Genomic DNA, 26073 nt, shown 5'->3' on the forward strand with positions numbered 1-26073 from the left:
ATAAGCGCCTATTCCGCCCGGGTAGCGATTCAGGCGAACGCCACGCATTACCTTACTCTAGGTGCTATGTGACTTATATTATACAAGGGCTGGGTATTAATAATGATTTTGTGGGTCAGGAAACCAGCGACGTTGTCCGCTTCTGGCACAAAGTTGACGGGCAGCTATGAGCGAATTGCAGACATTCCGCATTAAGAGACCCATTGTAACACCGGGACTCTCTGTGGCTGTTTAATGTATCCTTAGGTCGCTAAGGATGTATTGCTCAAATTCTGATGTATGTATTCAATAAGCGCTCGTGTTTTAGCGGGCAAATAACGCCTGTCTGAATAAAGTGCGAACAATTGAAGTGGGGCTGGCGGTTGTTCAAACTTAATCTCGATCAGCCGTCCATCGTCAATGTAGGGTTGGCAGGCCTGTTTTGATAGAATAGCAAAACCTACACCCGCTACCGCTGCGCGTCCTGCCATCTCTCCGCTGTTTACCCGGTAATGGCCTTTAACCTTAATCGTCTCGAATCCCCCCTTTTTATTCACAAACTGCCAGGGAGCACCTTTAAGTGCATTTACCGTGGTTATACAGGGTAATGTTTCAAATTGCTGTATACGAGAAGGGATGCCATAACGCTGAATAACGGAGGGGGCTGCAACGATGGTGCAAGGAATAGTTACCAGATGACGGGCTATGTAATCACTGTCATCCAATTGGCCACGGCTCACAATAATGGCTAAATCCAGATCGTCTCGCAGGGATTCAAGACCAGACAAATTTGTGACACAGCTAATTTCCAGATCCGGGTGCTGGCAGGCGAAATCGGCAATCACAGAACCCAGCAGTGCAGGACCTATTTCATTGGGAATACAGATACGTAGTGGCCCCTTGATCTGCATCTGCCGCAACGTTAATTCTGTTTCAGTTTGTTCAAGCGCTTCCAGTAATGGCTTCGTCCGGGTATAGAGCAGGTGCCCCGCTTGTGTGAGTTTCATATGTCGGGTGCTGCGCTCAATGAGCTGAAGATTCAGTCTGTCTTCTAACTGAGAAATACAACGACTCACGTTTGATGTCGGCATTTCGAGGACTTCCGATGCCCCAACAAAACTTTCTCTTTCAACTACCGCAATGAACACTTTTAGGGTATTAAAATCAAGAGCTGGGCGCATGAATTATCCCATATATGATAAAAATAAGTGCCATTTTTACCATCTACTGAACAACATTGATAGCAGTTAAACTCAGATATCTTTCATCTACAGGTCGCTTGCTATGTCATTGATCACACCAACGTTTAATCATAAAGCCCTCATCCGGATAGCGGTTGTCATGGCGTTTATCCAGTTCACAAATGCACTGGAATATATGATGTTCAACCCTGTTTTTGCTTTTATGGCAGCAGACTTCGCCGTTCCCGTATCATTCTCAGGCTACGTATCCGGCATGTATACCTCCGGGGCGGTCCTGTCGGGAATTATCGCCTTTTACTGGATTGGTCGTTTTAATAAGAAACGTTTTTTAATCGCCAATATGGCACTACTCTGCCTACTGACACTTTTGACGACATTTACCTCCAGCTTTAGCCTTCTTCTTGCATTACGATTCTGCGCAGGACTGGTAGGAGGCACAACATTGGGGGTGGGTATCAGTATATTGATAAATCTCGCCCCGGCTAACTTGCGAGGAAAAATGTTGGCGACGGTCATTGCATCTTTTTCGATGGTAAGCATTGTCGGAACGCCCACGATACTATTTGTGTGTGCTCATTACGGCTGGCATGTCGCTTTGTGGTTAATCAGTACGCTGTGTTTGTTGGCATTGCCACTGATTGTTTCCATCATCCCTAAGGATCCAGTCTCTTTCGACACACCCCACGCAATGCCTATCGACGTTAATACTTTACTGTTCGCTTCCAGTAATGCGCTGGTACAGTTTAGCCCGATGCTGGTCATTCCTGTTCTGGTACCATTAATGACCCAGCAACTGGGGGCCTCTCAATACCTGCTGCCATGGCTATTTTTCGCCGGGGGCGTTGCAGGATACCTGTCAACAAAAATGACAGGCGCGTTAACTCCGCATTTTTCTGCAGTGAGTCTGGCTACAGGGTCAACTTTCGTTTTTTTACTCGCTTTACTAATACCTGTTATGGGCTATTCGCATCCGGCGCTATTTATTATTTTATTTCTCGGTGCATCTTACAGTCGTCTGGTTTCCTCCTCGGCGGTGAGCATTCAGTTTCCTGATGACAGGCAGCGAGCGGGATTCTCTTCTTTGCAGTCATCAATAATGTACCTGATCACAACGGTCGCATTTTTTCTGTCTGCTTTTCTATTACCGGGGCACGCCATAGCACCACAAAATATGAACACGTTGCTGGGGGTTTGTGCAATATCCGCATCAGGGTTCCCCATCGTCGTTATCATTCTGCAAAAGAAACTGGCTAAGCGTACGCTCCAAGCGAATCATCTCATCAATGTTTAGCATAACGTCCGTTCCTGGCACGTTGAGGACGAACTGTTTGAGCTGAAGGTCGGCTGTGAGCGAACAGCAGACGTTCGCAGTTGTTCTCATTACTGATGAAGGCATTACTTAAATCGCGGTGTGTAAATCAACGGGGGATTAAGTCATATGGCCTGAGATGCTTCACGGTATTGACGAGAGTGTCGTTCTAGCAAGCTCTATCGCCGTCAGCCCAGCGCTTGATATCACTTATATTTGGCGACCTGATGCCCACACTCAAGATGTTCTTGGTTGTGTATAGGCTGACCTGTGCTTTGTCCCCATCATGTCTTTCTATTTCAATTAGCGTGTTGTTAATCAACAGTCCCTGCGCAAGGAGCTTTTGATTGATCTCACCTTCATCGCGCTCACCGTCAAACTCGCTTAATACGATGACCGGATTTCCTGAATATGCCTCATATTCCAGGCACTGCCTTGCCATGTGTCTTAAGGTTCGATAGGTATCGGAGGGCTCCGTCTTGCTCGTGAAGCTGCCGTCATAGGATGATTGACTGCTTTTTAATTCGCTGACGGTTATGGCGCACCCGCTGATTGAGATAGAAAATAATAGTGTAGACAGCGTCAAATATTTCAATTTCAACTCCATTGTTCTGACAGAGGCCCTCCGCTGGGCTGGTATCAAAATCATGTTTTCTTTCAGGCGGACTTGTGGTTTGGAAAGTCAACAGTAACTATGAGCCCACCTTCTGCAGACGTACTCAGGCATACGCTGCTGTTATGTTGCTGCGCAACCGCTTTGACTATGGCAAGCCCCAGTCCACTCCCGCTTTGTATCTGATTGGGATCGCGAAAAAACCTATCGAACACGCGCTCCCTCAATTCAAATGGAATGCCGGGCCCTGCATCTGAAACACGTAGCTGAGCAGATTTATCAAGTGATCGTACATCTACCTCAACCCGTCCGCCCTCAGGGCTGTACTTCACGGCATTTTCAATTAAATTATCAATCAGCGACATCAGGCGTTCCCTGACGCCTGTGATCCAGACTTCATCATCAGAGTAGAATTCGAGCTCAATCCTGCGCTCAGCCGCCAGCGGTGCCAGTGCAGCCATTCGCTCTTGTATGAGCGTTGTCAGCGGCACAGGCTCCATAACAGTGTCAATGCGCACTTCGCTGTGCATCATCAGCAGCAACTGATTGACAAGACGCGCTGCACGGCTGTTGCTGCGAATAATCCCTGCAAGCAACTCCTGTTGATTATCGCTGCTTACATAGGACTGCAAAGCCTCCACATTGATTCGCATCGCAGCCAGTGGGGTACGCAGTTCGTGAGCGGCATCTGCAATGAAAACCCGTTCCCTATCAGAACTCTCTCGCACCCTGGCGAGAAATAGATTAGTAGCGTCCACCATTTGGCGAAGCTCCATGTGCTTTGGCACTTCTTTTAAGGGAGAGAGATCTTCTGAAGTTCGTAAGGAAATTTCATTTATCACCTTGTTCCAGGGGCGCATTGCAATACGGATTGACAGCCACGCGGGAAACAAAAGAAAAGGAATGCACACCAGTAGCGGCAATATGTAGTATCCACGCGAGTTCAGGTATATAAAAAAGTTCCAGCCGCCGGCAGGCGTGACAAGTGTTACCTCCGCATCGGATCTCCCGGACTTGAGAGTACGGCTAGTCCAGGTGCGACCTTCACTCTGAATGCTCTGAATTTTCCCATACAGGGTGTTTGTCACCCCTGCCGGAGCGCCATCAGATGAATAAATTATCTCTTTATTCTTCCAAACGATTAGGCTGATTGACAGTTTCGGATCTTCACCTCCGCCATAACCTTCCCGCAACGCGGTGCTGAACTTTTCCAGCACCGCGTTGCGATCCTGCGGGCGATCATCCATACGATCAACCAATGTAAGAATGGTTTCGTAGGTATTGTTGCCCGTTAGCATAGGGGGGCTACGCAAGTTCTCCCACAAAATGTAGGTCAGAAAAAGACACCAAAGCAGTGTAAGCAGTAGCATCTGGGCGATCATAATTCGCCGTACGAGCGTTGGAGTTCTCAGGTGGCGCCAAAAATTTCGCATCAACCAGCCCCTTTCTGAATCGGCACAGTATCAATGACATACCCTACGCCCCTCACCGTTCGTACATAGCCGTCGCCGATTTTGCGACGTAAATTACCCATATGCACATCGAGTGCATTGCTCATATTTTCTTTTGCGCCGAATATCCTTTCTTCCAGAAACCTTCGTGTAAGCACGCGATCAGTGCGCATCATTAAAGTTTCAAGCAGCGCGTGTTCACTTGCCGTCAACTCAACATTCCGCGCGCTCACTGTCACGCGACGAGTCGGCACGTGGAGAGATAACCCACGAATTTCTATCACCTCATTCTCAAAACCGTAACTGCGTCGCGCAAGGGCTCTCACCCTGGCCAATAACTCGGCAAGAATAAAAGGTTTGACGAGATAGTCGTCGGCACCGGCATCCAGCCCGCACAGGCGATCCTGCAGAGTGCCGCGCGCGGTCAGAATGATGACGGGGATCCCCTTGAGCTGCTGGCGCAAGTACGCCATCAGGCTCATGCCATCGCCGTCGGGCAGTCCGAGGTCGAGCAACACAAGTTCCGGCACGCAGGCATCGAGTTGATGCAGCGCATCCACTTTGCGGCGAACCCATATGACATCTAATCCTTGATCTGCAAGGGCAATACGTACGCCGTTGCCGAGATCCAGGTCGTCTTCGATGAGGAGAATTTTCACAATAGTTACGTTATCAACAGTGAATGAAGAACGTCTGAAGAAAAAAACGGTATCAGGAAATTTATCAGGTTTGTGTCACCGGTACGTGCTTAAGTATTTCTTCATTTTTAGCTCATGAGAACTTTAGGGTGCGTATTCAAACTGAGCGTTCTGGCGTTTAAAACCCGCTTGCATCGTAATCGTTTGAATCCATAAGGACTTCTTTAATGAGCAACTTCGAACTGCGTCATAAGTTCCCCTATTCACTCTCAGGACGCACCCTGATAAAAATGCTGCCGGGCGCGCTGCTGGCGTTACTGGCCACCCCAACACTTGCGGCAGAACCACAACAGGGTAACGCCTTAACGTTGGGAGGAGGCGTGGATGTTACGCCACTTTATTCTGGTTCGGATGAAAACCGCGTCACGACAGCCCTGGTGCTTGATTACTCGATGCATAATGGGTTCTTCGTGAGTACCACGCGGGGTATCGGTTACGGCAACAGCACCGGCAAGCTGGATTACAGTACTGCGCTGAGCTATCGCGCAGGCCGTAAGGATCATGACGTGGACAGCGACTCACTGAGCGATGGCAGTGACGACTTGCGGGGTATGGGCGATGTCAAAGGCTCGGCTATCGGGGCATTGGGTCTGGGGTATAAGGTCACCGACTGGCTTCATTTGCAATTGCAGGCTGAGGTGCCATTTTCTCAGCGGGACAATGGCGCGGCCCTGCATTTCGGCATTATCAGCCCGCTTTATAGCTCATCGGAAAATACCGTGACGATGGCGCTGACCAGCAGTTGGGGAACAGGCAACTATATGCAAACTTACTACGGGGTAAGTTCATCACAGTCAGCCGCATCGGGGTTTAGTCAATATGATGCCGGTTCCGGGATTTATGCCTATTCACTGAATATGGACTGGACACACAAGTTCAACCAAGACTGGAGCGTGGTTGCCGCAACAGGCTTTACGCAGTTGGCTGGTGATGCACGCAACAGCCCGATTGTGCAACGAAAAGCATCGCCCACTGGAAGCTTGAAAGTGACATATAGCTTCTGAACGTAGTGCGATTGCACTGTCAATAAATACACACTCGATCCGCCCCGATACAGATGATGGGGCGGTACTCACAAAGGACGTAAGGATTTCACTTAAAGAAAGCTCACGCATTGTTGTTTCTCTTAATTACAGTAACTGGCAAAAATAACGTGCTTATTTCTCATGGAGAGAATCCATTGAGAAGCTGAAATGGCATAGTGAATGTTTTTTATACCAAATTTTTCCAAGTCTTCCGGAGGGTATGAAAACCATTTCTCCGGAAATCTTTCTTTATAGTCATCTTTTAATTGCGGACAAAATGACACCCTGATGTTCACACCAATTCTTCTATAGAATGCAATGTCATCATTTTTTAATTTTTTAAATTCCTGAAGCATAAAAAAATCATCTTTAGAAATATTTCCTGATACTGTTACTTCTCTCTCAGGGCCGTTGACACCACCATGCCACAGAAGATATGAATTATTACCTAGATATTTATTCTTCCCGGCCGGGAAAATATAGTTAGCACAGGCAGAAGCGCAAACACTACGCACATCAACACTGAGGCCATTTTTGTAGATGTAGTCACCTATCTCCATAGCATTTCTGGCATCACCACCAATGCTATTTATAGATATTTTTTTGATGTCATGATTTATGGTTAGATTCAAAACAGCAACGTAAGAAGTGTCTGTAATTTTTCCATTATAATAAAGCACATCCCCCCTGCTATATATTTCAGGAGGATCTAAAAGAACCTTCACGTCCGGGAGATCGATCTCCTCATATGCTCCACATGGTGCCGGGGAAAATAAAAAGACAATCAAAATTGCTGAAGCCATCACTTGATGATTAAAAATGGAAAAAATACTAAAATGGACATGTCTCATTATTTTGAATTCCTTTTCACAACATAAATGGAAAATTAAATATGCAAATCATTTTGACACGTTTTTTTTTGTTTCTTTACGGCAGGAGGATAGCCACATTTTCTTTGTGTAACGTATTCTCTAAAATCGCCTGCTTTAAGTAAACAAATGTAAGTGAATGTGTTTTTCATCAATTTTTTTGAATAAAAACTAAAGTGATTGCACAGAACTATGAGCGCAAACAGTCACTCGGCTACTCAGCCCTGAAGGGTTGCTTACCGGATTTACTTTCGGGGTTAATCAATGTCCGCTTTAGGCACCAAACTGCTGTAGGTGAAGCTCATCAGGCTGCTTCGAGCGAGGAGCGGACGTACCACCACATCATGCATTTGTGCCAAAAGTAACTTTTGTTATTTGTAGTCTCTAAGTGCCAGCCGGAGATGATGAGCGATAAAGTCGGCTTTAAGAGTACTATAGAGAGGAATATTATCCTCACTTGCCAGTGCTGCAGCATGCTTTATCTCAGCATACTCATCAGCTTCTTTCTTGTTTTTTCTCAAATAATCGCGGAACGCCAGATGTTTTACTATCTGAGGATTGCCTACGCCAAAAGCATGAACGTGATGACTACGGTGCTCTTCTCCTTTAGTGAAATATCTTCGATTTGGAATTCCATTTTCACCACGAACACAGTATCCGGCACGCTCCATTGCAAAGTTTAATTTATCCAGCTCATCCAGATCATATACCTCCAGCAATATATCTATGATTGGTTTTGCTGATAGCCCCGGTATAGACGTACTGCCAATATGATGAACCTGTGAAATTACCTTCCCCAGCGTGTTCTGTAATAAGCCCCTTTCAGCCTCATATCGGGTATGCCATTGCTCTTCATACTCCACAACAATGATCCTACGCATTTTTTACTCCGGTTAACTTCTTTGAGGTTTTACTAAACCATCATTTATGTTGATAGCATGATTTGATGTCCGCTCCTGGCACAGAGCGGCTGTTAAATCACGTTCGATCTTATGCCAAGGTTCCTCGGGTGAACGATGATATTCTTGCTGGATATACTCAAGTAAAATGCGAAAGGGAAGTCAAATCTGATGGAATTATGCACACAGAAAATGCATCTATCAGGATGCTGGGAAAAATTACCGAACAAGCAGATCCAGCCAATCTGGGTCCTCAATTTTACGGGAATAGGGCAGTATCGCACGATTAATCAGCTCAAAGAATTCTGACTCCTCCATCCTTGCTGCTTCGCTTGTGCCTGGTCCCCCCCATTCATCAAAGAGATGCCAGTATAGCGATTTCAGGGTATCGACGACCGCAGCGAAAATCTTTACGTCAGGTTCAAGCCAATGACACACCAGAAAATACATTTTCTGTTCTGCATCATGGATGGACGCAAACTGGGAAAGTTGACGCACAAACAGCTTAATCCAGACCAATGCTGCTGTTTTTAGCGGTGGCAGATCTATCCGCTGCTCTGCCATGTACCGTGAGATAAATAATTCAACCTCGGTCCGCTCAGGTTGGTTATCAAGCCCCAGTGAAGCGAGAATTAAAAGAGTCTCTGAATCATTTCCTTCGGTGATTTGGTCTTCAGCCCATGCAATGAACAGGCGGTCCAGATCATTGTGGAGAAAGTGATATTTCCGGGAAAAAACAAGCAACCCGAGTAGGTCATTGAGTGTGTATAGAGACGGCATCTGATAATCCCTTACCTGTATTTTTTTCATGAACTCTGACAGTGATAATTTCTGAGTACATCATGAACTGAACGGTGAGTCTGTGTAACCGAATGAAACTCCAATTAACCTTCATTTTATCTTACCTATTGATATAAATTCTATAAAGTGTAGTGGAATACCGATTTTGGCCACATAAGCAGAATCGTGAAATGTCCGCGCCTGGCACAGGGCTGCTGTTGCAGCCCTGACAACCTTAAACTTCAATCGACTCAGAGATCTCTAACGCATCATCGACTTCAATGCCCAGATATCGCACTGTGCTTTCCAGTTTCTTATGACCTAACAGAAGTTGGATGACCCGGAGATTCTTGGTCTTCTTGTATATCAGGTAAGGTTTTGTTCTTCTCATGGAGTGTGTGCTGTACAGCGAATCTTCTAGACCAAGCTTTCCTACCCATCCATGAAAAATACGGTTGTATTGCCGGGTTGAAATGTGTTGGCAAGAACCGACCTTAGATTGGAACAAGTAGTCTTTACTGTGCAGATTACCCAGCTTTATTAGCGCTGCAACTGCTTCTCTTGTCCCTTTGGTTATCTCAAATTGGACGGGGCTACCGGTTTTCTGTTGTAACACCGTTGCTCTGCTCGAAACAGAACTGCCATATGCAACATCTGATACTTTGAGTTTTACCAGATCACAGCCCCTGAGTTTACTGTCTAAGGCCATGTTGAACAGGGCTAAATCGCGCGTTTTGCCTTCCAGTTTAAGTCTAATTCGAATCCCCCAGATATGAGATATCTGAAGCGGTCTTTTTGGTCCGATGATACGGTCTTTGTTCCACGGTGACGTGTTCATGCTCAAACCTCCTGCAATGTGGGAGATTTAAGTATGATTGTCCCTCATGAGCGATGAGCGGACATACAAGAAGAGGGAGGCTGGCTGATCCCAATAATTAGTTTTTAAGTTACGAAGCATGCTAATTGGAAAATACGCCATAAAGTGACTTCCGATGGTATGGTTACATTCTTACCACTAAAAGAGGAAACACTAATGATTGTAAGGACCTGGCACGGTTGTGTTCCACTAAAACATGCTGAAGCTTTTGCGAAACACCTTGAGAAAACAGGTGTAGAGCATTCTAAGAGCATATCTGGGAACATAGGCGCTTGTGTGCGTAGAGAAACCCAAGGTGGCTGGGAGCATTTTTTTCTGGCTACTTACTGGCAAGATCTACAATCGGTTAAGACATTTGCCGGAGAAAGCTATCACGTAGCTGTGACTTACCCAGATGACGAAGAATTTGAACTACTTTCCGATCCCTACGTATTCCAGCATGTAGTGGAAAACGTTGCGCCGCTTTAGCTTCGTTTTCGGGATAACCTGTCGGTTACCCGAATTTTGTATAATATCCAAACTCATTCAACGTGCTGAGGTCTGCTCTTGGCACTGAGCGAATGACGCATGTGAGGAAGGTCAGCCATGAGCGATGAGCGGACGTTACGCATCCCTGCTAACATTGGCTCTGAGCAGTCAGAATTGAACTTAGTGATTCATTGTGAATTCCCGAACGCCTTTGCAGCCAGTCTGATTCGCCGCAACTTTCTGAATTACTGATCCTAATTAATCTGTCCATTGTTGCCATAGTTGTGAAAAACATGATGTTAGAAACCGGATTCATAGTCATAAATCACGTTCTTATGCTCCACACCATAATCGTATGAGGTCTTTATGCTGATAGCGCAGGTTTCAGATATTCACGCCTCATCCGAAAATGATCACCTGCTTCGGTTCGACCAGGTACTGAACTGGCTTGCACATCTGCAACCTGACGTACTGATACTTACAGGTGATTTAACGGATGGGCATTGGCAGGAAGGTTATATAAAGATAGCTGACCGTCTGAATCAGCAAAATTACCCTTCGTTGATCCTGCCGGGTAACTCAGACGACCGCAGTCTGATGCGTTCTGTTTGGGATGAGAACAAATGGGCGCACGATGCCCAAGGAGAGGCCCTGCACTTCATTCATAATACCGGTGGCATTCGCCTGATTGGTCTGGATTCGACGATTGATTATAAGGATTACGGCAGTGTGACTGACCATCTGGAATGGTTGGATAATCAAATTAGTGACGCATGCCGCTCTCCGTCATTGCTGTTTATGCACCATCACGTATTTGCATCTGGCATACCAACGCTAGACGAAACGATGTGCAGAGGTCTGCCTGAGATGGAAGATTTGATTAGACGCGCCCCGACCAGACTACTCGCCATTTCTGCAGGCCATGTCCACAGACCAATAGCGGGTACGTTTGCGGGCATACCTGCCTACATTTGTGGCTCCGTTTGCCCGGCTAATCCTGTCTGGTTTGGAACAGTAAACGCTCCTCCTGCGAATGACCCGCCAGCATTGATGATTCACCGCTACGTCAGTAAATCCATTACCAGTCATCACGTTTGCGTTTAACTGGTTTTCAGAAAAGCATAGACCTCATAGAAAACGACCTGATCCCCAGTGATCAACACATAATGTTGTGCGGGAGCAATGTCCGCTTCTGGCACACAGCAGACAAACACGTAAAGCTGAAGGTCTGCTGAGAGCGAAAAGCGGACGTCGTGACTTGTAATCTGAAATGGTGAACAAAGTTGGAGCGTGCAAATGGAAAATAGCACCTCAGCGCTCTCCTGTTACCCTTTAACTACATGAATTCTATTCCCAACTTGCGGAGTCAGACAGACTTCATAAACCAATCAGGCATGCAAGTCAGTTCTGGAGATTTCAGAGCTGCTCGCTGATGAGAACAGTATGACAACGCGCACCCGGCATCATTTTTTCCAGGCCATCAGTCAGCATCCTGCCGGCAGCATGCAGATCTTCCAGCGGCATTTGCGGCAGACTCTCAAGGATGAACCACATTCTGCTATCTGCCACGCTCAGGCGTGTCCGAATGCCCTGTCGCCAGTTCCACCGGCGGCAAGTTACACCAGTATCATCACGCCAGATAACTTCACCCGCGTCCGGTGACTCGCTTCCCGGCTGGCCTTCCTTCATGGTGTCAAAGATTTCTGTACCTTCTGCAACAACCAGCCGTGGCCTTCCTGTGTATGCCGCAACGTTTTCTCCGCCAACCGGAACGGCATATCGGATGCTGACGGCGTTATACAGATCGACCACCGGATCGAGAGAGGCCATCGTGCCATCTTTAAGAACCCGCTTGCGCAAAGCTTCCGCTGAACAGGGTGTTCGTTTTGGTTTTGCCCCAAAGGCGCGAAATACCTCCGCCCATGCGTTCAGGTGCGCCTCTGCCCAGGCAGGCTGCCCTGCCTGAACTGACTCGCAGGCTTCCCGCAGCGCGACTTCTCCAACCCGTTCATCAGCCACGGGTGTAGCTTCCACGCTGATACTAAGTGCACGAAATCCTGGTGCGATGCGGTAAATTTCGGAGCTGATTGACGGTGACACGGCTGGCATATGATAATCCTGTAATGACTGATTTATTACATGATAATGACCGATGACCAAAAAAGTCAACATAACGACCGACGCCGATGCAGCCAGGGTAAACGAGGCCGTTTCCGAGCACGTAAAGCTCTACCGCAGCCAGAAAAAAATGTCGCTTGATGAGCTTTCCCGCCGTTCAGGCGTTAGTAAGGGAATGCTGGTAGAGATAGAAGGATGTAGGGCCAATCCCAGCATTGCACTACTCTGCCGCCTGGCGTCTGCTATGAACGTATCGGTGGCCGATTTTGTTAATGTCGCCGGTAAGCCCGCCGTTCATCTTATTGATTCTCGTGATATCCCGGTGCTCTGGAAAGGAGAAAAGGGTGGCAGTGCGCGATTGCTGGCCGGCACCAGCGGACCGGACATGGTCGAACTTTGGGAGTGGACGCTTTACCCAGGGGAAACCTTTGAATCTCCCGGTCATCCAGAAGGCACTAGCGAACTGCTCCATGTCGCAAAAGGGATCCTGACACTCGTCGTCGGCGACACTACTTACGTGATTAACCAGGGAAGTGCAGCCGTTGCGAGAACGGATGCGCCGCATGCCTACATGAACAACGACGCTGGCGTGGCCGTGTTTACCATGACGGTGAACGAGAAAGGCCGCTGAAAATTCAGTGTCCGCTTCTGGCACAAACCGGCCCCTCAGAGGGCAACACTGGTTTTACGCTGCCCTCAACCCATGCAGCGTAAAACCTTTTCCACCGTCAAACCTCAAACATCTCCGCCCCGATATAAGAGCCCTCTTTTGGTGCCGGTGGCACGAAGAAGATCCCTGAACCGATATGCGAGATGTATTCATTCAGCGCGTCCGATGCACCGAGTTTTGTCTGCAAGGCTTCGAACTGCGCCGGGTCTTTCTGATAGCTGATGAACAACAATCCGGCATCAAGTTGCGCCATATTATTCAGCCCGTCGGTGTAATTATAAGAACGGCGCAGGATTTTAATCCCGCCGTTGTTTTCATGTGCCGCCAGACTGATATGCGCCGTTGCCGGAATAACTAAGTTGCCGTCGGCATCTTTTTGAGTGAAGTGTGGGGTATCAAACTCTTTGGTGCCGGTCAGCGGCGCACCCGAAACTTTATGGCGTCCGAACACGTTATTCTGGTCACTGACCCGGTCTGTATCCCAGCTTTCAATGTGAATTTTGATTTTCCGCACCACCTGATAACTGCCCTGCTGCTGCCACGCCGGACCGCCATCGTTGATCCAGACATACTTATCAAAATCTGCTTTCTCGGTGATGTTACGGGTGCCGTCTTTAAAACCGAACAGGTTACGCGGCGTGGACTGGCCTTTACCGGCAGATGCTCGGCCAAAGCCCATCACCGTCCAGCGGGTCGCCGCCGCGCCGGTGCTTTTGGCGATACGCGCTAAATCGCGGATGGCATGATACGCCACCTGTGGATCGTCGGCACAAGCCTGCAACGAGAGATCGCCACCGGTCATTTCCGGCTGCATATCATCACTCGGCAGCTTCATCAGCTCGCGCATGAGGGGTGGTTTTTGTTTCGCCAGCCCGAAGGTGTCGGTGAACACGCGCGGGCCTAGTCCGACGGTAACGGTCAGTGACGCCGGACCGAGATCCATCGCCTCTCCGGTGTCCATTCCCACGCCGCTGTCACGCGCCGGTTCCACCTGACCAATAATGCCGCCTTTCATTAACTGCGCAATCGCCGATGACCAGCGTGCCAGCAAGACCTGTAAATCCTGACGGCTGGTGGTGGTCAGATCGAAAGTCATGTACATAATATGGCGCTGCGGCGGCGTGGTGACGCCCACCTGCCCGCCGTCACCATAGAACGGATACTGACGAGACAGGTCGATTCTGTCTTCAGGATCCTGTGCCGCCACCGCCTGACCGTGGGCGTGGGCAACGGTCGGGATCGCCAGGGCGCTGGCACCGGCTACCGCGCCTTTCAGTACATCACGGCGGGAAAACTTACCGGCTTCCCTGGCCGGTTCGCGTTGTTCACTCATTCATCAGGCTCCCTTATTAGCTGCCACTTTCTCACCGATTTTAGACAGGGGTTCCTGCAACGCCTGAATAGAACGGCTCAGCTTGGCGGCATCAGAGGCTTTGAGTTCAGCGGTGTAATATTTGTATCCGCCAGGGACGCTGGCATCACGGTAGGTTTCCAGCTGCGTATGGACGGCAGCGAATTGCGCGGCGACCTGCTTCGTGAGCGCCGGATCGATTTTTTCCAGACCCGGTTGCAGGAAGGCAAACGCCTGTTGTGCGCCTTCGACGTTACCGGCGAAATCCACCAGATCAAAGTGGCTGAACGCTTCTTCTTCACCGTTGATTTTGGTGTTCTGCACTTCTTCCAGCAGGTCTGCTGCGCCGTTGGCCAGATCTTCCGGTTTGTAGGTCAGGGCTTTGGTCAGCGTATCGAGTTGTGCGACGTTCTTCTGCAATTCAGCCGCCAGCTGTTTGGTTTCAGGAGTGATTTTTCCCTGACCGAACAGGTCACGCTCGATGGCGTGGAAACCGTGCCAGCCCGCCTTCGGATCGAGATTTGAAGCACGCATGTCGATCAGGTAATCGAGGTTGCCGGCGTTATCCGTCGCCTTAAAGCCCGGCAGAATAAAACCGTCCACGTCTGATTCGATACGCTCATAGAACGGACGCGCTTTGGCGTAATCCGCTTTGGCCGTCGCCAGGTCGCCAGCATCGATGTCGGCTTTCAGGCGGTTAACCGCCACCACCATCGCATCCACCACGCCATTGACGTAGGTGGCGTAATCTTTGGTGCCCTGCGCCAGAATGGTTGCAGTGCTGCCCGCCGGTTGCGCGGCGCTTTTACCGGTCACGGTGAAATCAGTCATCTCATGTTCTGCGCCCGGACAGTAAATCTGATATTTGCCGCCATCCAGCGTCAGGGTGAATTTGACCGCCGGAAGCCCCGGCGCCAGGTTCTCTTTTTCGCCCAGAATCCGGTTGTTGCTCAGCAGTTCCAGTTCGGTAATGGCCGTCGCGGTTTTATTGACCACGTTAAATGTTACCGGACCGGCTTTTGCCGAATTATGTTCCACCACACAGGTGCCGCCCTTGTCGCCGGTCATGGTGATATTCACCTGCGAAACGCCATTCGTCACCGGTGCCTGTGAGGCACTGGCTGGCGCATCAAGCGAAAACATCAACATTGCGGTCAGGCCCGCGGCGGTCATCAGCGATTCTTTTTTCTTAAAATTCTTCTTACGCATGAATTACTTATCCTTTATTTTTTGGCAAATGTTTGTGTGGTTGGGAACCGAATGACAGGTCATATTCACGGCTGACAGATGACCGCTCATGACGGAATTGCAGTAAAACCCGCAGTGCAGATACAGCAAAAATCAGGGCCAGCAGCGCCAGCAAAGCAGGCAGCATGTAAGCCCGGAAACGATAAGTGTCCTGATAAGTTTGTCTTTGTTGCAGAGCGTCAGAAACGTGCTGCTGATACGCATTGCTCACCTGCCAGTTGCAGGCAGAAACATCGGCAGTGGGTGTGCGCACCGTGACCGTGCGCGGCGATTGCAGGCCGCTGCCCGAAAGCGTGATGACTTCTTCCGCCTGCCCGCTGGCGTCGAGTAACCTGTCACCGGCAGCAGACGCCTGAACGTTGCAATGCACCGTCCACTGCGCCTGATAAGGCCCCGGATGCATGGCCGGATTCAGCCCGATGGGAATACGGTTACCGTAAAGCGCCACCACCTGATCCAGCGAGACGACATCCGGCGCACCGGCGGGCGTCAGCGACGTTTTGGTGTTCCATTCACGCGTCGGTAATCCTGCGCGTTCACCCGTTGTGGCTTTTTCCACAGGCAGCGCTATCTGCGTTATCTTCCCGGCGGCGGATTGCAGGCTGAGCTGATAGCCGTTACCGGCGGTGACGAGAAGTTGCACCTGACCGGCAGGCGTTTGCTGCGCGTCGCTGACCAGCGGCGCGTTGTCCGGCAATTGCAGGGTAAACGGGGGATAAAACAGAAACAGCCCCAGCGCGGCGAGCGCCATCACACCGGCGAAAGCCAGAGAAAGACGCGCTGCTTTTTTCGCTGCCGGACGACGATGTGCTGGCCAGTAAACCCTCACCGAAACTATGCCGATATACAGCAGCCACGCCACAGTCTGGATCTGATTTGGATCGGGAGGAATGCCCAGCACGCCGGTGATCAGTGCGGAACGGATAGTGCCCGGCGGCACCAGCCACGAGAGATCCGCGATACGTTGCTGACCGATATTCAGCCAGCCCGCCTCGTGTGCGGTTTGCAGTGAAGTGATGATCAGTCCGCCTGCCACGAGGATCAGGAACAGACCGGTATAGCGGAAGAAACGCGATAAGTTGATGCGGATACCGCCAAAATATATTCCGCAGCCGATGATCACCGCTACGATAAGGCCGATCACTGCGCCGACCGCGGCCCACATCGCGGACTGCGCCACCGAGAACGTCGCCAGCAGAAATACGCTGGTTTCAAAACCTTCTTTCAGCACCGCCAGAAACGCCATACTGGCCAGCGCCCAGGCGCTGGACTGGCTGATGGCCTCGGCGGCGTCGCTTTCCAGCTCTTTTTTCATATTGTGAGCGTGGGTATTCATCCACATGATCATACCGGTGACAAAGAACACCGCGATCGCGCCGATAACCGATTCCATCCCTTCCTGACTGGCCTGCGGCAAAGCGCGCTCTGTCACTTCCAGCGCAATACCGACTATCACGGAGAGCACCAGCGCCAGCACGACGCCCACCCACATTGCAAAAAGACTTTTGCCGTTTTTACGTAAAAAGGCCGCAATAATGCCGACAATCAGCGCGGCTTCAAGACCCTCACGCAGACCGATAATAAAGGTGGCTAACAAAGGTGACTCCAGCAACAAGAAGCATTATCAAATTATTAATGATAATTGATATCAGTTGACGCTATAGCTGGAAAGGAATGGAGTATGTGGATTTGCAACAGATTGCGTGAGAAATGTAAATTTGCTGAAAAACTGGGGTGAATTGTAAACAGACGAAAATCAACGCAATTATTGTTTTGATTTCAGCCAGTTCACGATCACCCCGCCCGCCACAATCAGCAGGATGAAAGAGGCGTAAAGGAGCCAGTTATTCACTTCGGCAAGGATATCGCCGAACAACCAGCCAATGGCAAGCAGAAACAAGGTCTTGGGAATGGCCGCAATAATGTTATAGAACAGAAAAGGCACCAGCGGCATATGCGCCATGCCCGCAGCGGTCAGCACCAGCGCGCCAGCGGAATGCGTCAGTTTACCCAGCACCAGCAATCGTCCGGCTTTGCGTTCAAAACTGCTCACCACTTTTTCCAGCCGTTCCTGCGACAGGCCGAGACGGATAAGCCAGCGCGGTGGTTTGCCGTCCGCGCCAATCACCCAGCGCCCCAGCGAGTAAAAAAGCAGATCACCGAACACTTCCACGGCCATGACCACAGCAAAAATCCCGGTTAAGTTTAAATAACCGAGACGTGCAAAATAACCGGCGATGACCGTCACTACCGGCCCTTCCAGAATAGCCAGCGGCGTCATAATCAGCAGCCCGTGCGCTCTGATCAGTGCTTCAAGAGATTCAAGTGAAAACATACTTTCCTTATTAATCTGACTGCTGGCGGGCAATGACTGACACCGTACCAAATCAGGTAGCATAAAAAGCCAAAAAACGCACTTATCGCTAAATATTTTATTTCAGCCTTGAAATTATTAACTTCCTTGCCTATTACTTAATGTTAGCGATAAATCGTTGTTTTACAGCAAGGTTTGTCGCCAACAGGGTAATTATAAATTCGCTTATGGCAAGTACATCTTCCCTTAACGGGCATTCTGACATTTGAGGCATACATGAAAAAAATTAGCGTCGTTATCGCAGTGGCTCTGGCCGGCTTGATTTCTTCCAGCGCTTTTTCTGCTCAGTTGATGAAAAAGTCCGAGTTCGAAAAAGTAGAATCTCAGTACACCAAAATCGGTACGGTCAGCACGTCGAATAAAACGTCTCAGTCTGGCGCGCTGGAAGATCTGTCCAAGAAGGCAGATAAAAAAGGCGGTGATGTTATCGTATTAACCTCAGGCAACACCAACAACAAAATTCACGGCAATGCCGATGTGTATAAGAAAAAATAAGATATTTGTTTCTATACAATAATTTTGTTTATATGCAATAAAAAGAGGCCCGCAAATTTGCGGGCTTTTTGATGCCCGATTATGCTCATTAAAAAACTTTGTCTATGGCCGTCAGCTGGTCTTTCGTGTCTTTCAATAAAAGGGAAATTTTATGCTGTTATCCGCCCCGCTGATGCTGGTCATCATTGGTCTGGGATCCTTGCTGGCGCAGTGGCTGGCGTGGTTATTAAAAATCCCGGCCATCCTGCCTTTACTGTTACTCGGCGTCGTACTTGGCCCGGTGACGCATGTCATCCAACCCGATGCCCTGTTTGGCAATCTGCTGTTTCCGCTGGTGTCGATCTCGGTTGCCATCATTTTGTTTGAAGGCGCGCTGACGCTGCGTGTGGACGAAGTCCGCGGACTGGGCGGCGTGGTGCGCAATCTCGTCACTATCGGGATGCTGGTAACGTTCGCCGTGATCAGCCTAGCCTGCTGGTGGCTGCTTGGTTTTGAGCCGGAACTGGCCGCACTGGTCGGTGCGGTAACTGTGGTGACCGGCCCGACGGTGATTGCGCCGTTAATGCGGGTGGTGCGTCCGAATGCGGCCATTAACCAGGTGCTGCGCTGGGAAGGGATTGTGATCGACCCGGTGGGCGCAATTTTTACCCTGCTGGTGTTTGAATTTATTACCCTGCGTGAACACGCCGAATCCCTGACACACCTTATCTGGACGCTGGGCGAAACCGCTGCCGCCGGGCTGATACTGGGTTCAGTTTTTGGTTACGTGCTGGGCGTCGCACTGCGCCGTGTGTGGATCCCCGCTTATCTGCAAAACCTCGGCGTACTGGCAGTGATGCTGACCGCGTTCGGGCTTTCCAACGCCCTTGCCGATGAATCCGGTATGCTGACCGTCACCGTCATGGGCATCTGGCTGGCGAATATGCGCGATGTCGATACCACTGACATTCTGGCTTTTAAAGAAGAGCTTTCGGCGATCCTGATTTCCGCACTGTTTATCATTCTTGCGGCACGCCTCGATATTCATGCACTGGTGGAAATGGGCTGGCCGCTGATCGGCCTGCTGCTGGTGGTGCAGTTTATCGCCCGCCCGCTGTGTATTGCCGTCTCGACGTGGCGTTCTTCCCTGCACTGGCGTGACCGTCTGCTGCTGTGCTGGATTTCACCCCGCGGCATCGTGGCGGCGGCGGTCAGCTCGCTGTTTGCCCTGACGCTGCAGCGGATGAATTATCCGCAGGCCGACAAACTGGTGACCGTGGTCTTTGCCATTATCATTGGCACCGTGGTGCTGCAAAGCCTGACCAGCCGGGCGATTGCCCGTGCGCTGCGGGTACAGCAGAAAACGCCGCGCGGCGTGCTGATCGTCGGTGCGAACAGCGTGGCGAGGATGCTGGCGAAAGTGCTGATGAAGCAGGATATTCCGGTGCGCCTCACCGACAGCAGCTGGGAATATTACCGGCAGGCGCGGATGGACGGCATTCCGGCCTATTACGGTAATGCGTGGTCAGAACATGCAGAAAACTTTCTCGATCTGAGCGGCGTATCGCAGGTATTGGCGCTTTCGCCGAACCGCCATCAGAACGCGCTGGCGGTCTATCATTTCGGCCATATTTTCGGGCGTGAAAAAGTGTATGCCGTGCGCTCCGGTCCGGCGCTCAAAGGTGCCCGCTCGCAGGAAAACAGTCGTTTTCAGCGTCATGAAGTGCTGTTCAACAGCGACGCGACCTACTCGAAGCTCAGCTCTTTGCTGGCGAAAGGTGCGGTGATCAAAGCCACGCAGCTGAATGAAAGTTTTGGCTGGATAGATTACCTGGAGAAAAACAGCGGCGTGCTGCCTCTGTTTGCGGTGCGGGAAAACGACACACTGGTGGTGCTCAGGGACGGCAATACCCCGCCGGTGCCCTGCACGCTGATTGCACTGGTACAAAACGAAGCATAAAAAACCCGCGCCGCTGGTTCATCTTAAGGAGCAGCGGCGCGGGCAATTTCATTACGGGTTACGCCAGTTCCGGCCAGCGTGCGGTCGGGTACAGCGCCATACGGATGTTAAACAGATGGAACAGCGGCGTGAACAGTTCGATGTCCGCACGACATAACGCTTCAAGCCGCAGCAGCGCCTGATTCAGCGCATTGAGCAACGAATCCGGCGGTCCGATGTAGATATTTTTCAGCCGCTTTTTGATGTAATTATTAATCTCATACATCAGCACTTCCGTTTCAACGTTATGATTTTTCAATACGTCCTGATGCCGGGCATAAAAATCATAGCAGTTCACGCCCAGCCAGATTTCAGTGATCAGATTCCCGCCCAGCGCCACTTTGGGTGACGGATCCGCTTTATTGCGCGGCAAAATAATGTTCACTTTATCCAGCATACTGGCGACGTATTGCTGCCTTCCGCGCAGCGAAGACGCATTGATTTTGATTTCGCTGGTGAACTTTAATAGCTCTTTGATGCCTTTGCGCAGCGCACGTTTGGCCGTCCATGAAGGCCGCTTATTACGGATAAGCGCGGTGGTCAGCAGCGCAATCATTATCCCGACAATCGTCGAAATCGCCGCATTCACAATCACCAGTACGTCAGGTTTAAAATCATGCCCCATGCCGATAAAGCCTGGGATCTGCGTGGCGATAATCAGGCCGATAAAATTGGTCGAAGGATTAGCAATGACCAGCCCAAGCGCCAGCAAACCGGGTGCCAGACAGATAATCAGCGACTCAAAGGTGATCGCCATCGGGATAAAGATCACCGCGTAAATTACGCTGATGACGATGGCGATCAGCACCCCTTTCAGAAAGACTTTCATCGAGGCAATCGGGCTGTCGAGCGAGGCAAAGAACGAACAGATAACCGCTGCCATCATCGGTGCAGATGCCCCGTCGCGCCAGCCGGTGCCTATCCAGAACAGGCAGCCAATCATGGTGGCGGTGAAAGCGCAAAACGCCGAAAGCAGGATCATCCCTTCATCGATATGCTTTCTGAGCCCCAGTTTTATTTTGCTGCGCTTTTTCTCTTTAGTGAACTGCGTCACCCGCTCGGTTACGCCGTAATACGATTCAGTGATGTGAACAAAGTTTTGCAAACGCTCAAGCAGGCCGGTGAACAACAGCCCTTCTTCAGGTGTCATTTCACCACTTTCATAAAGATTTTTGATGCGGGACTGCGACGCACGGATTTCCGCCTGAATGCCCTGCGCATTACCGCTGAGTTCGGCGCTGTTCAGCCACAGCAGGAACTGGCTGAACGTCTCTGAGACAAAATCAGGAAACGGGATTTGCTGTTCGGCCAGCAGATTCAGACGCTTTTCGATGGCCGTCAGCGTGGGGATCAGATACGACAAATGCTGATACTGTGCCATCACCAGGCGGATCAGCCTGCGGGCGGAATCCCCTTCAAACACGCAGTGCGTAATCAGCGTTTCCACGCTAAGCGGATAGTTAGCCATCTGCACCAGAATATGTTCCCGCTCCGGCAGCGGATCTTTAGCGGTTACGGTCAGTAATTCATTGCACAGCTTTTTGGCACTTTCGTACCAGTTGTTGACGCTGTTCTCCAGCAAATTGCGCATGCGCACCGGAAACACCAGCATGTGGATCAGCGTACTGCACACAATCGCCACGGTGATTTCTTCGACACGCGAAATCACCGTATAAGTGATCGACATCGGGGTATCGACGTCGGCAAATCCCATGATCGCCGCGCTGTAGCCCGCCAGCATAAAAACGTAGCCTTTCGGCGTGCGGTCATGCAGCGAAAGATACAGGCAAAACGCCACCCACAGCGACACGCTCAGGCTGAACAGCACCGGGTCGGTGACCGTAAACGGATACACCAGAAAGATAAAAACGCCGCCCAGCACGGTGCCGAGAAAGCGGTACGTGGCTTTGGAAAGGGTTGACGCAGAATAGAGCTGTGAGATGACGTACACCGACACCATCGACCAGGCCGGTTTATCGAGATTGAGTTCGAGGGCTATATATAAGGCTAAAAATGCCGCAATACAGGTTTTGACTGAGAACAAAAGCGCATTTTTTGTTAACCATTTCATCGTTGAATCAACAGCTCAGCGTGTTTCAAAACATCATTTTATACGCTGCCAATTCCTGCACCAGATTCAAGATTGTAACAAATCATACCTGACTATTAATCACCACTGATAATCTGTACCTCCCTACATAAAAAATCCACGCGTTCACGTGGATTTCCTGCTCTGCCATCTGCCTGACTTTTTTAAAATCAGAATTTTAGAAAGGCCGGATGATGGCCATAATGCCGATGATGATGACGCTAATGACAATGACGGTTCCGGCTTTGCGCACCAGCGCAAAATCTTTAGCGGGTTGACCGCTGGCGAGACGACGTAAGTTGCCGGAAAGCAGACCGTGCAGCGCGGAAAGCACCAGCACCACCACCATTTTGATCAGCAACCAGGCGTGCGGGAACTGGCCGTGACTGACAATCATCCAGATCCCCGCCACCCACAGCAGGATCATCGCCGGACTGGTAATACAGCGGTTCCATTTTTGCACGGTGACGGCCAGCGCCCGCAGCCCGTCGTTTGCGCCGGTTCCCGCACTGCGAAACACCACGCTGATTAATGCCAGCGCCAGCAACCCGCCAGTCCATAACATGCCTGCAATAAGATGTAAGGTGTTCAGCCATTCATGAATCATTTTTCTCTCCGAAAGTTAACGACAATGCTGCCCGCCGGATGAGTCCAACCTGCTGTCTCTCCACGGCTTTTGCCGGATTATGTCCCTTTCCCACAATAAAGGCACGGGCAAAATCGTCACTTTCTCTTATCATTCACTGACTTTACAACAAGTAGGTAGACTGGTATACCTACTGCAAATTCATTGTGACGAGAAAGCCTATGTCCGCATCAGACTCTTCACCGCAAAGCGCCCGCGACCGCCTTCTGGGCGCAGCACGCGTACTGTTTTATAACGACGGCATCGCCGCCACCGGTATCGACGCCATTATCAAAAGAGCCGGTGTGGCGAAAAAAAGCCTCTACAACAATTTCGAATCCAAGGCCGAACTGGTGGCGACGTACATTGAAATCCGCCACGACGAATGGTTACAGCTTTACGCCAGCAGACTGAAAAACGCGGTCACGGCGAAAGAGAAAGTGCTGGCCGTTTTTCAGGCTTACGACGATCACGCGGAGTTTTCTTACGAACGCGGATTCAGGGGCTGCGGATTGCTGAACGCCGCGGCTGAACTGCCCGCCGGTGCGCCCGGACGCGTTGCCGTACGCGGACATAAAGAACAGGTGGAAGCGATCGTGACCGCGCATCTTTGCGAACTGTTCCCGGCTGATGAAGCCAGAGCACAGCTGATGGCGCGCCATTTCTCGTTTCTTCTGGAAGGCGCGATCTCCCGTGCCGGACTGGAAGGCAATGGCCGGTGCGTGCGTCAGGCAATGGCGATGGCCGCTGAAATGATGGAGGCGTCATGATCGTCGCCCGCAGGGAACGCATGCTGGGGATCCTCGCCGTTCTGTTCGCTTCCGTGTTATGGGGTTCGACCGGGACCGCCGCGACCTTTGCGCCAGACGTCAGCCCGCTGGCGATTGGTGCGGTGGCGATGGGGCTGGGCGGATTATTGCAGGCGCTGATTTCCGCCAAAGGCATTATTGCCAGCCGCCACCGGTTTCGCCAGAACTGGCGCATGTTACTGACCGGCGCGCTGGCGGTGGGTATTTATCCGCTGGCATTTTACGCCTCCATGCATCTGGCCGGTGTCACGGTGGGTACGGTGATTTCTATCGGTTCCGCCCCGCTGTTGTCGGCGCTGATTGAGTATTCGCTCGACGGGCAACGTCTTTCACGCCGCTGGATGACCGGCGCTGCCATCGGCGTAGCGGGCATGATTTTACTGTGCGTGGCCGAAAGTGCCGGTCATGCGGCAACCGGTCAGGGTTCCGGCGTCATTGCCGGGATCGGGCTCGGGCTGATTGCCGGTCTGACTTACGCACTCTATTCCTGGGCGGCACGCCATCTCATGCAGCGGGGAATAGGCTCCCGCGCCGCGATGGGCGCCACTTTCGGACTTGGCGGCCTGTTCCTGATGCCGGTGCTGTTTATCACCGGCGGCCCGCTGCTGGCGTCGTGGAATAATGCAGCGGTCGGCGCATACATGGCGCTGATCCCGATGTTCGTAGGGTACGTCTGTTTCGGCTATGCGCTGGCGCGGATCCCGGCGAGTATGGCGACCACCATCACCCTGCTGGAACCGGCTGTGGCGGCGGTATTAGCGGTGCTGATTGTCGGCGAAAGATTGCCTGCGCTGGGCTGGACGGGAATCGGACTGGTGGTGCTGTGCCTGATTTTCATCACCGTACCGCTGAAAAGACGCGGATCGCTGCCCGTTTCTGCATAAAAAAATGGCTCCGTTATTCAGGAGCCATTGTTATTTCTGTTACTGCTCAGTGATCCTGTTGATCAGACTGTCGCAGGGGCATCCAGAGAAGCCATATCAATAACGAAACGATAACGCACGTCCGCTTTTTCCATGCGCTCGAACGCTTCGTTGATTTCATCCATACGGATCATTTCACAATCCGGCAGAATGTTTTTCTCAGCGCAGAAATCGAGCATTTCCTGAGTTTCGCGGATCCCGCCGATTGGTGAACCGGCCACGCGACGACGACCTAAAAGCAGCGGAACCGTGTTGAACTCGTCCATCGGTCCGACCTGCCCGACCAGCACCAGCGTGCCGTCCACATCCAGCAACGGCAGGTACGGCGTGACGTCATGTTTTACCGGCACGGTATCGATGATTAAATCGAAATGATCGTGTGCCTGCGCCATGGCGTCGCTGTCGGCGCTAACCAGCAGACGGTTAGCCCCCAGGGCCAGTGCGTCGGCTTCTTTGGCATTCGAACGGCTGACCACGGTGACATCCGCACCCAGACCGACCGCCAGTTTCACTGCCATATGACCCAGACCACCCAGACCAATCACGCCCACACGGCTGCCCGGTTTGACGTTCCAGGTTTTGAGCGGCGACCAGGTGGTGATCCCGGCACACAGCAATGGCGCAGCTTTGGAGAGATCTAATCCTTCCGGCATACGCAGACAGAACTCTTCGCGCACCACTAAATGCTTGGAATATCCGCCCTGTGTCGGTTCTTTGGTGAAACGGTCATAACCGGCGTACGTCCCGGTATTCCCTTCACGACACAGCTGTTCTTCGCCTTTTTTACACTGATCGCATTCCTGACAGCTGTCCACCATGCAACCAACCGCGACATGATCGCCAATCTTGTACCGGCTGACCTGGCTGCCAGTCTGCGTTACGCGTCCGACAATTTCATGGCCGGGAACAATCGGATAATAGCTCCAGCCCCAGTCATTTCTCGCCGTATGCAAATCTGAATGGCAGACACCGCAGTACAGAATTTCCATTGCCACATCGTTATCACGCAGGCCGCGACGCTCAAAGGCGTACGGAGCAAGCGGTTTTTTAGGATCGTAGGCCGCAAATCCAACAGTTTTCATCAGTCAGCTCCTGAAGTGTTAATGACCCATTTACTATAGATTTAAAGCCCGCAGCAGCAAGCCACAGTTCTCTTTATTTCTTGCCTGATCCTGCCAACTTGCCTGAGCAGAGTTTTCGTTCCGGGCGCTCTTTATCCTGCA

25 protein-coding genes are annotated in these 26073 nt (G+C 50.9%); 9 read left to right on the forward strand and 16 right to left on the reverse strand.

Going from position 1 to position 26073, the window contains the following annotated elements; genetic code table 11:
* Window positions 1-242: 242 nt before the first annotated feature.
* Entirely contained in the window at window positions 243-1160 is a 918-nt protein-coding gene (locus UC15_RS12445; RefSeq protein ID WP_112288741.1) for a LysR family transcriptional regulator, read from the reverse strand.
* Window positions 1161-1263: 103 nt separating this feature from the next.
* Between UC15_RS12445 and UC15_RS12450 the strand changes: the two genes are divergently transcribed.
* Window positions 1264-2472, forward strand: a complete 1209-nt coding sequence (locus tag UC15_RS12450; protein WP_112288742.1) for an MFS transporter — start codon at window positions 1264-1266, stop codon at window positions 2470-2472.
* 187 nt (window positions 2473-2659) lie between these two features.
* On the opposite strand, the gene UC15_RS12455 is transcribed toward UC15_RS12450, so the two are convergent.
* The 3 genes from UC15_RS12455 to UC15_RS12465 are packed head-to-tail and all read right to left on the reverse strand — an operon-like array spanning window position 2660 to window position 5213.
* On the reverse strand, window positions 2660-3097 hold the full coding sequence (locus UC15_RS12455; RefSeq protein ID WP_198659703.1) for a hypothetical protein: 438 nt from the start codon (window positions 3095-3097) through the stop codon (window positions 2660-2662).
* Between the two features lie 50 nt (window positions 3098-3147).
* Window positions 3148-4536 carry a HAMP domain-containing sensor histidine kinase gene (locus UC15_RS12460; RefSeq protein WP_112288744.1) on the reverse strand — a complete coding sequence of 463 codons (1389 nt, stop codon included), beginning with the start codon at window positions 4534-4536 and terminating at the stop codon, window positions 3148-3150.
* Window positions 4536-5213, reverse strand: a complete 678-nt coding sequence (locus UC15_RS12465) for a response regulator transcription factor (RefSeq protein WP_112288745.1) — start codon at window positions 5211-5213, stop codon at window positions 4536-4538. The genes UC15_RS12460 and UC15_RS12465 overlap by 1 nt, the downstream gene beginning before the upstream one ends.
* A gap of 206 nt (window positions 5214-5419) precedes the next feature.
* On the opposite strand from UC15_RS12465, the gene UC15_RS12470 reads away from it, so the two are divergent.
* Window positions 5420-6256: a MipA/OmpV family protein gene (locus UC15_RS12470; RefSeq protein ID WP_015689968.1), complete on the forward strand. Its 837-nt coding sequence runs from the start codon at window positions 5420-5422 to the stop codon at window positions 6254-6256.
* Between the two features lie 122 nt (window positions 6257-6378).
* On the opposite strand, the gene UC15_RS12475 is transcribed toward UC15_RS12470, so the two are convergent.
* The 4 genes from UC15_RS12475 to UC15_RS12495 all read right to left on the reverse strand — a co-directional run bounded on the left by UC15_RS12475 (window position 6379) and on the right by UC15_RS12495 (window position 9663).
* Window positions 6379-7128: a hypothetical protein gene (locus UC15_RS12475; RefSeq protein WP_112288746.1), complete on the reverse strand. Its 750-nt coding sequence runs from the start codon at window positions 7126-7128 to the stop codon at window positions 6379-6381.
* A gap of 389 nt (window positions 7129-7517) precedes the next feature.
* Window positions 7518-8027, reverse strand: a complete 510-nt coding sequence (locus UC15_RS12480; protein WP_013578386.1) for a GrpB family protein — start codon at window positions 8025-8027, stop codon at window positions 7518-7520.
* Between the two features lie 237 nt (window positions 8028-8264).
* Window positions 8265-8825 carry a hypothetical protein gene (locus tag UC15_RS12490; protein ID WP_112288780.1) on the reverse strand — a complete coding sequence of 187 codons (561 nt, stop codon included), beginning with the start codon at window positions 8823-8825 and terminating at the stop codon, window positions 8265-8267.
* Window positions 8826-9060: 235 nt separating this feature from the next.
* Window positions 9061-9663, reverse strand: a complete 603-nt coding sequence (locus tag UC15_RS12495; protein ID WP_112288748.1) for a site-specific integrase — start codon at window positions 9661-9663, stop codon at window positions 9061-9063.
* A 195-nt stretch (window positions 9664-9858) separates the two neighbouring features.
* On the opposite strand from UC15_RS12495, the gene UC15_RS12500 reads away from it, so the two are divergent.
* Together UC15_RS12500 and UC15_RS12505 are read left to right on the forward strand one after the other, a co-directional pair.
* Window positions 9859-10170 carry a hypothetical protein gene (locus UC15_RS12500; protein ID WP_112288749.1) on the forward strand — a complete coding sequence of 104 codons (312 nt, stop codon included), beginning with the start codon at window positions 9859-9861 and terminating at the stop codon, window positions 10168-10170.
* A gap of 366 nt (window positions 10171-10536) precedes the next feature.
* Complete coding sequence (locus UC15_RS12505) at window positions 10537-11274, forward strand: metallophosphoesterase (RefSeq protein ID WP_112288750.1); 738 nt, start codon at window positions 10537-10539, stop codon at window positions 11272-11274.
* Between the two features lie 312 nt (window positions 11275-11586).
* Here UC15_RS12505 and UC15_RS12510 read toward each other — a convergent pair whose 3' ends face one another.
* The gene (locus tag UC15_RS12510; RefSeq protein ID WP_112288751.1) at window positions 11587-12279 is read right to left on the reverse strand and encodes a B3/4 domain-containing protein; all 693 of its coding nucleotides are present in this window, start codon (window positions 12277-12279) and stop codon (window positions 11587-11589) included.
* Window positions 12280-12322: 43 nt separating this feature from the next.
* Between UC15_RS12510 and UC15_RS12515 the strand changes: the two genes are divergently transcribed.
* Window positions 12323-12919: a helix-turn-helix domain-containing protein gene (locus tag UC15_RS12515; protein ID WP_112288752.1), complete on the forward strand. Its 597-nt coding sequence runs from the start codon at window positions 12323-12325 to the stop codon at window positions 12917-12919.
* Between the two features lie 97 nt (window positions 12920-13016).
* On the opposite strand, the gene efeB is transcribed toward UC15_RS12515, so the two are convergent.
* The 4 genes from efeB to UC15_RS12535 form a co-directional block, all read right to left on the reverse strand.
* Window positions 13017-14291 (reverse strand): iron uptake transporter deferrochelatase/peroxidase subunit, encoded by a 1275-nt coding sequence (gene efeB / locus UC15_RS12520; protein WP_112288753.1) that lies wholly within the window; start codon window positions 14289-14291, stop codon window positions 13017-13019.
* Between the two features lie 3 nt (window positions 14292-14294).
* A complete protein-coding gene (gene efeO / locus UC15_RS12525) occupies window positions 14295-15518 on the reverse strand; it encodes an iron uptake system protein EfeO (protein WP_112288754.1) in 1224 nt (407 codons plus the stop codon).
* A 7-nt stretch (window positions 15519-15525) separates the two neighbouring features.
* Window positions 15526-17154 (reverse strand): iron uptake transporter permease EfeU, encoded by a 1629-nt coding sequence (efeU, locus tag UC15_RS12530; protein WP_112288755.1) that lies wholly within the window; start codon window positions 17152-17154, stop codon window positions 15526-15528.
* A 168-nt stretch (window positions 17155-17322) separates the two neighbouring features.
* Window positions 17323-17892: a DedA family protein gene (locus tag UC15_RS12535; protein WP_112288756.1), complete on the reverse strand. Its 570-nt coding sequence runs from the start codon at window positions 17890-17892 to the stop codon at window positions 17323-17325.
* A 255-nt stretch (window positions 17893-18147) separates the two neighbouring features.
* On the opposite strand from UC15_RS12535, the gene yahO reads away from it, so the two are divergent.
* Window positions 18148-18426 carry a DUF1471 family periplasmic protein YahO gene (gene yahO, locus UC15_RS12540; protein WP_112288757.1) on the forward strand — a complete coding sequence of 93 codons (279 nt, stop codon included), beginning with the start codon at window positions 18148-18150 and terminating at the stop codon, window positions 18424-18426.
* Between the two features lie 151 nt (window positions 18427-18577).
* Window positions 18578-20365, forward strand: a complete 1788-nt coding sequence (locus UC15_RS12545) for a sodium:proton antiporter (RefSeq protein WP_112288758.1) — start codon at window positions 18578-18580, stop codon at window positions 20363-20365.
* A gap of 58 nt (window positions 20366-20423) precedes the next feature.
* Here UC15_RS12545 and UC15_RS12550 read toward each other — a convergent pair whose 3' ends face one another.
* The gene (locus UC15_RS12550) at window positions 20424-22475 is read right to left on the reverse strand and encodes an FUSC family protein (protein WP_112288759.1); all 2052 of its coding nucleotides are present in this window, start codon (window positions 22473-22475) and stop codon (window positions 20424-20426) included.
* A 196-nt stretch (window positions 22476-22671) separates the two neighbouring features.
* On the reverse strand, window positions 22672-23100 hold the full coding sequence (locus UC15_RS12555; protein WP_112288760.1) for a CopD family protein: 429 nt from the start codon (window positions 23098-23100) through the stop codon (window positions 22672-22674).
* Between the two features lie 200 nt (window positions 23101-23300).
* Here UC15_RS12555 and UC15_RS12560 point away from each other — a divergent pair, with 200 nt between their 5' ends.
* Entirely contained in the window at window positions 23301-23888 is a 588-nt protein-coding gene (locus UC15_RS12560; protein WP_112288761.1) for a TetR/AcrR family transcriptional regulator, read from the forward strand.
* A complete protein-coding gene (locus UC15_RS12565; protein WP_112288762.1) occupies window positions 23885-24811 on the forward strand; it encodes a DMT family transporter in 927 nt (308 codons plus the stop codon). The genes UC15_RS12560 and UC15_RS12565 overlap by 4 nt, the downstream gene beginning before the upstream one ends.
* Window positions 24812-24873: 62 nt before the next feature.
* Here UC15_RS12565 and UC15_RS12570 read toward each other — a convergent pair whose 3' ends face one another.
* The gene (locus tag UC15_RS12570; protein ID WP_112288763.1) at window positions 24874-25932 is read right to left on the reverse strand and encodes an NAD(P)-dependent alcohol dehydrogenase; all 1059 of its coding nucleotides are present in this window, start codon (window positions 25930-25932) and stop codon (window positions 24874-24876) included.
* Between the last annotated feature and the right edge of the window lie 141 nt (window positions 25933-26073).

The sequence above is a fragment of the Rahnella sp. AN3-3W3 genome (assembly GCF_003263545.1).
Taxonomy (GTDB): domain Bacteria; phylum Pseudomonadota; class Gammaproteobacteria; order Enterobacterales; family Enterobacteriaceae; genus Rahnella; species Rahnella variigena.